Origin of the sequence: Bradyrhizobium sp. BLXBL-01 (genome assembly GCF_051853025.1) — a bacterium.
Lineage (GTDB): Bacteria > Pseudomonadota > Alphaproteobacteria > Rhizobiales > Xanthobacteraceae > Bradyrhizobium.
This window is the reverse complement of record NZ_CP182471.1, coordinates 4889127-4900815: the sequence shown is the minus strand read 5'-3', so window position 1 is coordinate 4900815 and position 11689 is coordinate 4889127. Positions and strand designations below refer to the sequence as shown.

Sequence of the window (11689 nt, the reverse complement as noted above, 5' to 3'; positions counted from 1 at the left end):
GAGCACCGGCAGGCGCTACGACGGGGTTGCGAAAAACAGCACCCTCAGGAAGTGCGTGTATTCGGATTCGAGCACCATGATCGACACAAAAACCAATACCGCGACCGGGGGCAGCAGGATGGCATAGGTCAAGGCCAGCCGCTCCCAGGCCATGTGCATGAAGACGGCGACGATCAGGCCGGCCTTCAACATCATGAACAGCAGGATCAGCGACCACCTGAGATAGCCATGCAGGCCAAAGTAGTCGACGAGGTAGGAGCACGTGCTGAGGACGAACAACCAGCCCCAGACCACGAGGTAGAGCTTGATCGGGTGCTGTTGCCCCTTGGCGTGAACGGCTCCCGTTGCGACTGCGCCATGCGCCGGAGCGTGGAGCTGTCCTTCCATGTGTACCGCCGCGTTTGTCATGCGCCGACCTCACCAAAGATAGAAGAATGCGAAGATGAACACCCACACGAGATCGACGAAGTGCCAGTACAGGCCCGTGATCTCGACGATCTCGTAATACCCCTTGCGGCTCGTGAAGAAGCCGCGCCTCTCGACGTCGAAGTCGCCGCGAAAAACCTTTCGCGCAATGGCGATCAGGAAGATCACACCGATCGTCACGTGGGTGCCGTGGAAGCCGGTGATCATGAAGAAGCTCGCACCAAACTGCGGCGCACCCCATGGATTACCCCAGGGCCGGACGCCCTCCATGATCAGCTTGGTCCATTCGAAGGCCTGCATTCCGACGAAGGTTGCACCGAAGGCTGCAGTGATCAGCATCAGGATTGCGGTTCTCACGCGATCGCGGCGGTAGCCGAAATTGACGGCCATCGCCATCGTGCCGCTGCTGCTGATCAGGACAAACGTCATGATGGCGATCAGGATCAGCGGAATGTGCTGTCCGGCGATGTTGAGGGCGAAGACCTCGCTGGGATTGGGCCAGGGTACGGTCGTCGACATCCGCGCCGTCATGTAGGAGAGCAGGAAGCAACTGAAGATGAAGGTGTCGCTGAGGAGGAAGATCCACATCATGGCCTTGCCCCAGGACACGTTCTTGAAGGCGCGCTGATCGGACGCCCAGTCAGCGGCGATGCCGCGCCAGCCTTCAAGCCGCGCAGGCGATTGCCCCGGATTTGTCAGCACGGTCTCAGCCATCTGGTCTCGCCTCCCTAGCTCAGCAATTGGCGGCAAATGTTGACGAAATCGTCGGTCCAGCCGGTGAGAAGACCGAGCAGGACAAGCCAGACCAACAGCAGGAAGTGCCAGTAGATGGCGCACAGCTCGACGCTCAAGCGCATGTCGGCGATCTCGGCGCCGCGCCACATCTTGGCTGAGGTTCGGCCCAGGGCCACCAGACCGCCCGTCAGATGCAGCCCATGCACTGCGGTCAACACGTAGAAGAAGGAATTCGCCGGGTTGGACGCCACGAAATATCCCGCAGCCCCGAGCCGTTGCCAGGCCAGGAGCTGCCCGGCGAGGAAGATCACGGCAGATGCTCCGCCGGCGAGCAGACCGATCATAACGGTCTCAGTATCGTGGCGGCGCGCGGCCGCGTACGACCATTGCAGCGCGACACTGCTCAGGACAAGGACGCCCGTGTTGACCCACAGCAGCCGCGGTATCGGCAGCGGCCGCCAGTCCACCACGCTCATGCGCATCGAGTAGGCGCTGATGAAGAGGACGAACAAAGCGCTCGCGACCGCGAGAAACACGCCAAGACCGACCTTCGCTGCCGGCCAGGTCATGGCATCGCCGCCGGGGAAGTCGCCGGCCGCGCCTTCCTCCAGCCAGGGCTTGGCCGTCAGGCGCTGCTGCGACAGCCACCATCCGGCGATCACCGCAAGCACAGCCAGGAACAGGATGACGGCGCTCACGAAGCAGCTCCTTGAGCGAGCTGCGTCGCGCGCGGCGGCTGGTTCTGCGGAATGAAATCCTCCGCGGCGCCGGGCACACTGTAGTCATAGGCCCAGCGGTACACGACCGGGAGCTCCTTGCCCCAGTTGCCGTGCCCCGGGGGCGTCTCCGGCGTCTGCCACTCCAGCGTCGTCGCCCGCCACGGGTTGCCGCCTGAGGCCTCACCTTTGAACAAGCTCCAGACGAGGTTGAACAGGAACACCATCTGGCTGAAGCCGACGGTCAAGGCCACCACCGAGATGAAGGCGTTGAGTGAATGGGCCGAGGACGGGATGAACGTCGTATCTCCGAGTTCGAAATACCGGCGCGGGACCCCGAGCAGTCCTAGATAGTGCATGGGGAAGAAGATCAGGTAGGCGCCGAGGAAGGTGACCCAGAAGTGAAACTTGCCCATGGCCTCGTTCAGCATCCGCCCCGTGACCTTTGGGTACCAATGATAGATCGCGCCGAGCACGACCATGATCGGCGCCACGCCCATCACCATGTGGAAATGGGCGACCACGAACATGGTATCCGAGAGGGGCACGTCCACGACGACGTTGCCGAGGAAGAGGCCGGTGAGCCCGCCGTTCACGAAGGTGATGATGAAGCCGAGGGCGAACAGCATCGGCACCGTGAGATGAATGTCGCCGCGCCACAGGGTCAGCACCCAGTTGTAGACCTTGATCGCGGTGGGGATTGCGATGATGAGCGTCGTGGTGGCGAAGAAGTACCCGAATTGCGGGAACATGCCGCTCACATACATGTGGTGCGCCCAGACGATGAAGCTGAGCGCGCCGATGGCTACGATCGCCCAGACCATCATGCGATAACCAAAGATGTTCTTGCGCGCATGCGTGCTGATCAGATCCGAGACGATGCCGAAGGCGGGCAGGGCGACGATATAGACTTCGGGATGGCCGAAGAACCAGAACAGGTGCTGGAAGAGCAGCGGGCTGCCGCCGCCATATTTCGAAAGCGTACCCATCTCGACGAGGGAGGGCATGAAGAAGCTGGTTCCCAGGAGACGGTCGAGCAGCAGCATGACCGAGGCAACGAACAGTGCAGGGAATGCCAAGAGCGCCATGACGGTCGCGGTGAAAATGCCCCACACCGTCAGGGGCAGGCGCATCAAAGTCATGCCGCGCGTGCGCGCCTGCAACACCGTGACCACATAATTCAGCCCGCCCATGGTGAAGCCGATGATGAACAGGATCAGGGACGCCATCATGAGAATGATGCCCCAATCCTGCCCGGGCGTTCCGGAGAGGATTGCTTGCGGCGGGTACAGCGTCCAACCGGCGCCGGTGGGGCCGCCGGGCACGAAGAATGTCGAGGCAAGCACCAGGACCGCGAGCAGGTAGACCCAGTAGCTCAGCATGTTCACATAAGGGAAGACCATGTCCCGGGCGCCGACCATCAGCGGGATCAGGTAGTTGCCGAAGCCGCCCAGGAACAATGCGGTGAGCAGGTAAATCACCATGATCATGCCGTGCATGGTGATGAATTGCAGGTACTGATTGGCATCGATGAAAGAGAAGGTGCCGGGGAATCCCAGTTGCAGCCGCATCAGCCACGACAGCACCAGGGCCACCAGCCCGATGGCCGTGGCCGTCAGCGAATACTGAATGGCGATCACCTTGGCGTCCTGCGAGAAGACGTATCGTGTCCACCAGCTCCGCGGATGATAGAGCTCGACCTCAGGTACTTCGGCAGGCGGGATGCCGCGGATTCCTTCATATGGAATATCGACCATAGAAACCTCCTCGGTCGTTTCCATCGGGGGTGAGGCGTTGGCCTCTTGCGCCCGATCTATCTGCGGCGGCAGCTTGCTACTTGCCGCCGGATTGGTACGTCGCCTTCACGACGGCTTTCGCCGGCGATAACTCAGCGAACGTTTTTTGTTGCTCCAGCCAAGCGTGATATTCACCCTCTTCGTCGACGATGACCTTGGCCCGCATCTGATAATGAGCAGCGCCACAAAGCTCCGCACAGAGAACATCGAACGTTCCGGTTCGGATCGGCGTTATCCAGAAATAGGTCACCATGCCTGGAACCATGTCCATCTTGGCCCGGAATTCGGGCACGTAGAAATCGTGCAGGACATCAACCGAGCGGAGGAGAACCTTGACCGGCTTTCCGACTTGAAGGTGCAGGTCGCCGTTCTCGATCACGACATCGTCCTGCGCGTGCCGGTCGTCACGATTGAGGCCCATCGGATTGTCGGAAGCGATGTTGCGGACATCCGATGTGCCCAACTTCCCATCCTTGCCCGGAAGGCGGAAGCTCCACTGCCATTGCTGGCCCATGACCTCGATCTCGGTGGCATCCGCAGGCACCGTCACGAACTGGTGCCAGACCACGAGGCCAGGCGCCAGCATGGCCGCGACGCCGACGCCAGTCCCGACGCTCAGCCACCATTCGAGCCTTTTGTTTTCCGGATTGTAGTCAGCCCGTCTTCCCTCTCTGTGGTGAAAGCGGAAGACGCAGTAAGCCATGAAGGCGATCACGGCGACGAAAACAAAGCCCGTGATCCAGAATGTGATGTTGATGGTGTGGTCGATATAGGCCCAGTTCGTGGCGATCGGCGTCCACCACCACGGGCTGTAGATGTGAAACAGCACCGAGCCGATCGCGACCAGAAGCAGTATCAGTGCGACAGCCATCCTGATCCATCCTTGCCATCGAAGGCTACGGATACGAATCCAGGGCGGAGCTCATGTCTGTCGCGATGGCTGGCCTTTCTTGGCATATGCCATCGCCGGCCTCTTGCCTCGCCCATTCCACTGATCGCGAAATCAAGAGAACGCTCGCGACCATCAACTCTAAGGGCGTCTGCGTCTAAAATGATACCAGCCCAATCCGGCGTCAATAGAGCAATGTGGGTGTCCGAATTGGTGTGATCGCCGTGCTGGCAAACCACCCAAGAGCATGGGTGCGCATGTCTGGGTTTGGGTGATGCAGCGCACAAATCCGTGCTGGTGCGCAATTCACCCAACCGTGAGTGCAGCCGTGCTCCGCGCGCGCTAAGCTTGCCAGGCAGGTCGCGACGGGTTCCGTCCGGCCAGGCTCGGTTGCTGAACCTGGGTTGCCGTACCCGACCCATCGCGTTTCCTGCTCGTCAGGGGGACACGCGTGGCTGAAGAGCGCGTGTTGTCGAAAACCGCGATTTTCAGCACGGGAGGCTCCGTACATGGCCACTCTGTACTCCCACGACATCAGGCGGCACGCATTCGGCGAAGCGGCCTCCTATCCCATTCGCAAGATCAGCTTGTCCGACTTGACCGAGGCCCTGCGCCTGGGCTGGGACGATTTCCAGGCGATGCCGAGTCACGCGATCGTCGTGTGCCTGATTTATCCCGTTCTCGGTCTCGTCCTGTTCAGGATGGTGCTCGGCTATTCGGTGCTGCCGCTGCTGTTTCCGCTGGCCGCCGGCTTTGCCTTGATCGGTCCTTTTGCCGCGATCGGTCTCTACGAACTCAGCCGTCGTCGCGAGCGCGGCGAGGAGGTCGAAGCATGGGATGCGATCAAGGTGCTGCGCGCACCGTCGTTCGGCGCCATGATAGAACTCGGCGTGCTTCTGCTGGTGCTGTTCGGGGCCTGGATCGGTGTCGCGAACGCAATCTATGTCGCGATCTTCGGCCACGCTGCGGCCGCAAGCATTCCCGACTTCGCAACGCGCGTGCTGACGACACCGGAAGGCTGGTCGCTCATCATCGTCGGTTGCGGTGTCGGCTTCCTGTTTGCGGTTGTGGCATTGTGCGTCAGCGTCGTGTCATTTCCGTTGATGCTCGACCGCCATGCGACTGCGATCGACGCGATCCGCACGTCGCTCCGAGCGGTCGCGGCGAATCCGGTTGCGATGGCCGGATGGGGTCTCATCGTGGCGGCGCTGCTCGTGATCGGCTCGCTGCCGCTCTTCGTCGGTCTCGCCGTCGTTCTGCCGGTGCTCGGTCATGCCACCTGGCACCTCTATCGGCGGGTGGTCGAGCCCAATCCGAACCCACCGGACGCACCGCTGCCGCCGCCGAAGGGCAGGCGCTACGCAGCAGACTTTCCGGCCAATCTCTTCCCGTGGAGCCGCGAGGGTGAGCCTTAACAGCGGAACGGCTGCGCTGGGACGCCTGCGCGGAGCATGACAGAGTGACGGCCTACTTCTGCTGCTGCGGCAGGAAGGTCGGGCCGACCGAGCGGATCGGCTTGTTCTCTGAACCCGCCGCGGGCGTCCCGGCGTCCGCCGGCGGTGCCGCCGTGGCCGTCGTCGGAGGGGGCGCCGTGCCCTTCTTGGCATTGGCAGGCTGGGGCGCGCCCTTGTTGAGCCGCTGCTGCTGCATCTTCCTGGCACTTTCCTCGGTGACGATGATGTCGCCCTGCTGCTCGACGCTGGTCTTGTCGTCGGCGGATTTCAGCGCATCCGCCCAGGTCTGGCCTGCCGCCTTGCAGGAGCAGGACGGGTTGAACTCGCTGCGGAATTTGAATGCGGTCGGCAGCGCCGTGTAGGGCTGGCCGCCGATCGAGACCGCCGCGTTCATGTCCTCGCCGGGATTGCGATGGGTGTAGAGCACGGCTTCCGCAGCCGGACACAGCGCCTTGCAGGTCTTCTCGTCGTCGCCGAAGCGCGCCGGCACGGTGGCAAAGGAGATCGGGAAATAGGCGCCGTCGCAGGTGCGCACGCAGACGGTGCGGAAGGTGCCGGATTGCGGGCCGAGATCGGAGGGCGGCATGGCTTGCGGATTGTTCGGGTTGTTGCCGCCGAACAGATTGCTCAGGAAATTGCCGCCGCCTTGCGATTGCGCGGCGTTGGCATATTGCGGCCCGCAATTGTTCTGGGCCAGCGCCATCAGCACCGAGCGGCGCTGGTTATCGCGCTCCGGGCTGGCGCCGCTGCCGCCGCGCAGCCGCTCGAGATTGCCGGTGATCTGGTCCAGATTGGCGCGCATCTGCTGGATCTGGGTGTTGACCGGACCGCATTGCGCCTGCTGGCCACCGAACAGCGAGAAGAAGCCGGAGGAATCGCAGCCCATGCGCTTGGCTTGCATGGTGACGCGGTCGAGCTCGGCCTGCTGCTTGGCCTGGGAATCCTGATAGCGGCGGATCTGCTCCTCGCGCGCGGCATCACCCCCGCCGCCGCGATCGAGCGCGGCGAGCTGGGCCTCCAGGCGCACGCACATCGGATTGGGTCCGAGCCCGTTCTGGCCCGGCTGGGGCGGCGGGCCGGCCTGCGCGAATGCGCCATTGGCGAGCACGACGGTGCCGAGGAGCACGGTGCAGGCAAGGAGGGAACGGGCACGGAAGAGAGAGAGGAATTCAGGCATATCCGCCATTCTAGCGAGGTCACGGCCCAGCGTGATCGTCCAAGTGACTTCCCAAGTGAGTTGGGGGCCGAAGCGCGCCCTCCCAATAGCCGCTTCCTGCGGCATCGTCACGTCGTTTCAGGGGCCGAAGACTGGTCCTAAGGTCCGCCAGCTCCGAGCGAATTCAGCGCTGGCAGGTGATTGCGACATATTCGTCGCAATGGCCATGGGAGCAGTTTGTGCCGGTTTTGGGGACGGAGCCGGTAATTTCGTCGGGGTCGACCCGGCGATAGCTTGATGCCTTTGCAAAATCTCGTGACTGGCAATAGGTCCGCGCGGCGGAGGCGCCGCATGTGTCGCCCTTGGTGTCGCTCTTGGCCAGGCACTGGTCGGCGATGATGAAGACGCGGCTCTCGGCCCACGCCTGAGGTGCTGCAAGGAGCGAGGCGCCAAAAATGAGCGCGAGCAGGGATCGCATGAAAATACCGGGGGCAAAAAATCAGGGAACCGCAGGTTCCAGAATGGGCTCAAATGGTTAGGGGATCATGAACCCTGAAGGCCGGCCGCGCCCTTTGCGGAGGCAAAAACGGCATTTTCGCGGCCCTTGACGCCGGGGCCCGTGGTGGCCCATATGTGGCCGCATGAACGGTCTCCTCGCCATTTGCGCCATTTGCCGCGAGATTACGAGCTAGCGATTCGCTGGCTGGAGCCGTCTTTTCTCAAACACATTGAGAGCCTTGGACGCCCGGCCGAGAGGGATGGGTTGTCATGGAATTGCGTCTTTACGATACGTTGAGCCGGGAAAAGCGCACCTTCGTGCCGCTCGATCCGAACAACGTCCGCATGTATGTCTGCGGACCGACGGTCTACGACTTCGCCCACATCGGCAATGCCCGGCCGGTGATCGTGTTCGACGTGCTGTTTCGCCTACTGCGCCACCTCTATGGCGAGGCGCATGTCAAATATGTCCGCAACATCACCGACGTCGACGACAAGATCAACGACCGCGCCGCGCGCGATTTTCCCGGCCTGCCGCTGAACGAGGCGATCCGCAAGGTCACCGAGCAGACCGGCAAGCAGTTTCACGCCGACGTCGACGCGCTGGGCGCGCTGCGGCCGAGCGTCGAGCCGCGCGCGACCGAGCATATCGGCGAGATGTGCGAGATCATCGAGCGGCTGGTCGCCGGAGGCTTTGCCTATGTCGCCGAGGACCACGTGCTGTTCTCGCCGCAGGCGATGAATGCGGCCAATTCCGCGCTGCCGCGCTATGGCGCGTTGTCGAAGCGCTCGCTCGACGAGATGATCGCGGGCGCGCGGGTCGATGTTGCGCCCTACAAGCGGGATGCGACCGACTTCGTGCTGTGGAAGCCGTCCAAGCCGGGCGAGCCGTCCTGGCCGTCGCCATCCGGCATCAGGGTGGAGGGGCGTCCGGGCTGGCACATCGAGTGCTCGGCGATGGCCTGGAAGCATCTCGGCGAGCACTTCGACATCCACGGCGGCGGCATTGATCTCGTGTTTCCCCATCACGAGAACGAGGTCGCGCAGACCTGCTGCGCGTTCCACCGCGAGCGCATGGCGAACTATTGGATGCACAACGGCTTCCTGCAGGTCGAGAGTGAGAAGATGTCGAAGAGCCTCGGCAACTTCATCACCATCCACGAGCTGCTTGGGGATTGGCCGGGCGAGGTGCTGCGCCTCAACATGCTCAAGACGCACTATCACTCGCCGATCGACTGGACCATGAAGTCGCTGGAGGAGAGCGCCAGGACGCTCGACGACTGGTATCGTGTCGCGGCGGCCGACGTCGCGCCCGGCGAGCCGGCTGCATCGGTGGTCGAACCACTGCTCGACGACCTCAACACGCCGCAGGCGATCGCGGCGCTGCACGGCCTGCGCGGCAACGACATCGCCGGTCTTGCGGGCTCGTTGCGGCTGCTCGGATTCCTGTCCGAGAGTGCGGCGCAGTGGGAAGGACGCAAGCAGCAGGCGAGCGGGGTCGATGCCAAGGAGGTCGAGCGCCTGCTCGCGGAGCGGACAGCCGCCCGTAGCCGGAAAGATTTCAAGGAGTCCGACCGCATCCGCGATCTGCTCGCCGCGATGGGCGTTGCGATCAAGGATTCCAGGGATGGCACGACTTGGGAGATCGCGCGATGAAGCGGCCCGACACGCCGTTTCCGCGGCACTGGCTCTATTACATCGCGCTGAAGATCGCGCTGCTCGCCGGCGCGGTGGCGATCGCGCTCAAGCTCTATGGGATGTGGTGAGGACGATGGGACAGACTTTGCCAAAGCCCGCATTGAGGCCTTTCCTCCCGGCGGATGTGCCGATCCTCGCCGCGATCTTCGCCGCCAGCATCGAGGAATTGACCGGCGACGACTATAGCGAGGCGCAGCAGGAAGCCTGGATGGCGGCGGCCGAGGACGAGGAGTTTGGCAAGCGGCTCGCGTCCGACCTGACGCTGATCGCAACGCTGGAAGGCTCGCCCGTCGGCTTCGCCTCACTGCGCGGCAACGATCATATCCGCATGCTCTATGTGCATCCGGCCGTGGCCGGGCAGGGCATCGCGACCATGCTGGTCGACGCGCTGGAGAAGCTCGCCGGCGGCCGCGGCGCCAAGAGTCTCTCGGTCGACGCCAGCGACACCGCGGAGGGCTTCTTCGCCAAGCGCGGCTACACCGCCCAGCAGCGCAACAGCGTCACTGTGAATGACGAGTGGCTCGCCAACACCACCATGAAAAAGACGCTCGGAGCGGGGCAATGAGCAAGGAGCGTCTCTATCTGTTCGACACCACGCTGCGCGATGGGGCGCAGACCAACGGCGTCGACTTCACGCTGGCCGACAAGCAGGTCATCGCGGCGATGCTCGACGATCTCGGCATCGATTATGTCGAGGGCGGCTATCCCGGCGCCAATCCGCTCGACAGCGAATTCTTCGCGACCAAACCCAAGCTCAATCATGCGCGCTTCACCGCGTTCGGCATGACGCGCCGGGCAGGGCGGTCGGTGTCCAACGATCCGGGCGTCGCAGGCCTTTTGGAAGCGAAGGCGGATGCAATCTGCTTCGTGGCGAAGTCGTCGGCCTATCAGGTGCGCGTCGCGTTGGAGACCACGAAGGAAGAGAACCTCGCCTCGATCCGCGACAGCGTCGCGGCGGCAAAGGCGGCCGGCCGCGAGGTGATGCTCGATTGCGAGCATTTCTTCGACGGCTACAAGGAAGACGCGGCCTTCGCGCTTGCCTGCGCCAAGGCCGCCTATGAGGCCGGCGCGCGCTGGGTGGTGCTGTGCGACACCAATGGCGGCACCATGCCCGATGAGGTCGAAGCCATCGTCAGAGACGTGACCAGGCACATCCCCGGCGATCACGTCGGCATCCACGCCCATAACGACACCGAGCAGGCGGTGGCCAATTCGCTCGCGGCGGTGCGTGCCGGCGCGCGGCAGATCCAGGGCACGCTGAACGGCCTCGGCGAGCGCTGCGGCAACGCCAATCTCTGCTCGCTGATCCCGACGCTGAAGCTGAAAGCGGGGTTTGCCGAGGCTTTCGAGATCGGCGTCACCACGGGGAAGCTAGCGACGCTCGTCAAGGTGTCGCGCACGCTCGACGACATGCTCAACCGCGTGCCGAACCGGCATGCGGCTTATGTCGGCGAGAGCGCCTTCGTCACCAAGACCGGCATCCATGCCTCCGCCGTGCTGAAGGATCCGCAGACCTACGAGCATGTCTTGCCGGAGCTGGTCGGCAATCACCGCAAGGTGCTGGTGTCCGATCAGGCCGGGCGCTCCAATGTCATCGCCGAGCTCGACCGCGCCGGTATCTCTTATGAAAAGAGCGATCCGAAGCTGACGCGTCTCGTCGAAGAACTGAAAGAGCGCGAGGCGGCCGGCTATGCCTACGAATCCGCCAACGCCTCGTTCGAGCTCCTGGCGCGCCGCACGCTCGGCAAGGTGCCGCATTATTTCGAGGTCGAGCAGTTCGACGTCAACGTCGAGCAGCGCTACAACGCGCTCGGCGAGCGCGTCACGGTGGCGCTCGCGGTGGTCAAGGTCGACGTCGCCGGCGAGCATCTGATCTCGGCCGCCGAAGGCAACGGTCCCGTCAACGCGCTCGACGTCGCGCTGCGCAAGGACCTCGGCAAGTACCAGAAATTCATCGAGGGCCTGACGCTGATCGACTATCGCGTCCGTATCCTCAATGGCGGCACCGGCGCGGTCACGCGCGTGCTGATCGAGAGCGAGGACGAGAACGGCGATCGCTGGACCACGGTCGGCGTGTCCCCGAACATCATCGACGCCTCGTTCCAGGCGTTGATGGATTCGGTGATCTACAAGCTGGTGAAGTCGGGGGCGCCGGCTTAGACGGGCGCGACCACAAACACCGTCATTGCGAGGAGCGAAGCGACGAAGCAATCCAGACTGCCTCCGCGGAAAGATTCTGGATTGCTTCGCTTCCGCCGTCGCTCTTCGAGCTATGGCGGACAAGTCGCTCGCAATGACGAGGAGAGAGGGGAGCGCGACCA

General features: G+C 63.2%; 11 protein-coding genes. 4 read left to right on the top strand and 7 right to left on the bottom strand.

Going from position 1 to position 11689, the window contains the following annotated elements; all coding sequences use genetic code 11:
• Positions 1 to 15: 15 nt before the first annotated feature.
• The 5 genes from ACNJYA_RS22990 to ACNJYA_RS22970 all read right to left on the bottom strand — a co-directional run bounded on the left by ACNJYA_RS22990 (position 16) and on the right by ACNJYA_RS22970 (position 4544).
• Positions 16 to 408, bottom strand: a complete 393-nt coding sequence (locus ACNJYA_RS22990) for a cytochrome C oxidase subunit IV family protein (protein WP_172788081.1) — start codon at positions 406 to 408, stop codon at positions 16 to 18.
• A 9-nt stretch (positions 409 to 417) separates the two neighbouring features.
• Positions 418 to 1140, bottom strand: a complete 723-nt coding sequence (locus tag ACNJYA_RS22985; RefSeq protein WP_172788082.1) for a heme-copper oxidase subunit III family protein — start codon at positions 1138 to 1140, stop codon at positions 418 to 420.
• Between the two features lie 14 nt (positions 1141 to 1154).
• A complete protein-coding gene (locus ACNJYA_RS22980; RefSeq protein ID WP_439363395.1) occupies positions 1155 to 1859 on the bottom strand; it encodes a cytochrome c oxidase subunit 3 in 705 nt (234 codons plus the stop codon).
• The gene (locus ACNJYA_RS22975; protein ID WP_172788084.1) at positions 1856 to 3634 is read right to left on the bottom strand and encodes a cbb3-type cytochrome c oxidase subunit I; all 1779 of its coding nucleotides are present in this window, start codon (positions 3632 to 3634) and stop codon (positions 1856 to 1858) included. Before ACNJYA_RS22975 ends, ACNJYA_RS22980 begins: the two co-directional genes overlap by 4 nt.
• 76 nt (positions 3635 to 3710) lie before the next feature.
• On the bottom strand, positions 3711 to 4544 hold the full coding sequence (locus ACNJYA_RS22970) for a cytochrome c oxidase subunit II (RefSeq protein WP_439363392.1): 834 nt from the start codon (positions 4542 to 4544) through the stop codon (positions 3711 to 3713).
• A 527-nt stretch (positions 4545 to 5071) separates the two neighbouring features.
• Here ACNJYA_RS22970 and ACNJYA_RS22965 point away from each other — a divergent pair.
• Positions 5072 to 5977: a DUF2189 domain-containing protein gene (locus ACNJYA_RS22965; RefSeq protein WP_439363390.1), complete on the top strand. Its 906-nt coding sequence runs from the start codon at positions 5072 to 5074 to the stop codon at positions 5975 to 5977.
• A 52-nt stretch (positions 5978 to 6029) separates the two neighbouring features.
• Here ACNJYA_RS22965 and ACNJYA_RS22960 read toward each other — a convergent pair whose 3' ends face one another.
• Together ACNJYA_RS22960 and ACNJYA_RS22955 are read right to left on the bottom strand one after the other, a co-directional pair.
• Positions 6030 to 7202, bottom strand: a complete 1173-nt coding sequence (locus tag ACNJYA_RS22960) for a DUF2865 domain-containing protein (RefSeq protein WP_439363388.1) — start codon at positions 7200 to 7202, stop codon at positions 6030 to 6032.
• A gap of 154 nt (positions 7203 to 7356) precedes the next feature.
• Positions 7357 to 7650, bottom strand: coding sequence for a hypothetical protein (locus ACNJYA_RS22955; RefSeq protein WP_172788088.1), 294 nt, complete (start codon positions 7648 to 7650; stop codon positions 7357 to 7359).
• A gap of 290 nt (positions 7651 to 7940) precedes the next feature.
• On the opposite strand from ACNJYA_RS22955, the gene cysS reads away from it, so the two are divergent.
• From cysS to cimA, 3 genes are all read left to right on the top strand, one after another.
• Positions 7941 to 9326 carry a cysteine--tRNA ligase gene (gene cysS, locus ACNJYA_RS22950; RefSeq protein ID WP_439363386.1) on the top strand — a complete coding sequence of 462 codons (1386 nt, stop codon included), beginning with the start codon at positions 7941 to 7943 and terminating at the stop codon, positions 9324 to 9326.
• 115 nt (positions 9327 to 9441) lie between these two features.
• Entirely contained in the window at positions 9442 to 9933 is a 492-nt protein-coding gene (locus ACNJYA_RS22945) for a GNAT family N-acetyltransferase (RefSeq protein WP_212257360.1), read from the top strand.
• The gene (gene cimA, locus ACNJYA_RS22940; RefSeq protein ID WP_439363384.1) at positions 9930 to 11528 is read left to right on the top strand and encodes a citramalate synthase; all 1599 of its coding nucleotides are present in this window, start codon (positions 9930 to 9932) and stop codon (positions 11526 to 11528) included. The genes ACNJYA_RS22945 and cimA overlap by 4 nt, the downstream gene beginning before the upstream one ends.
• The last annotated feature ends 161 nt before the right edge of the window (positions 11529 to 11689 follow it).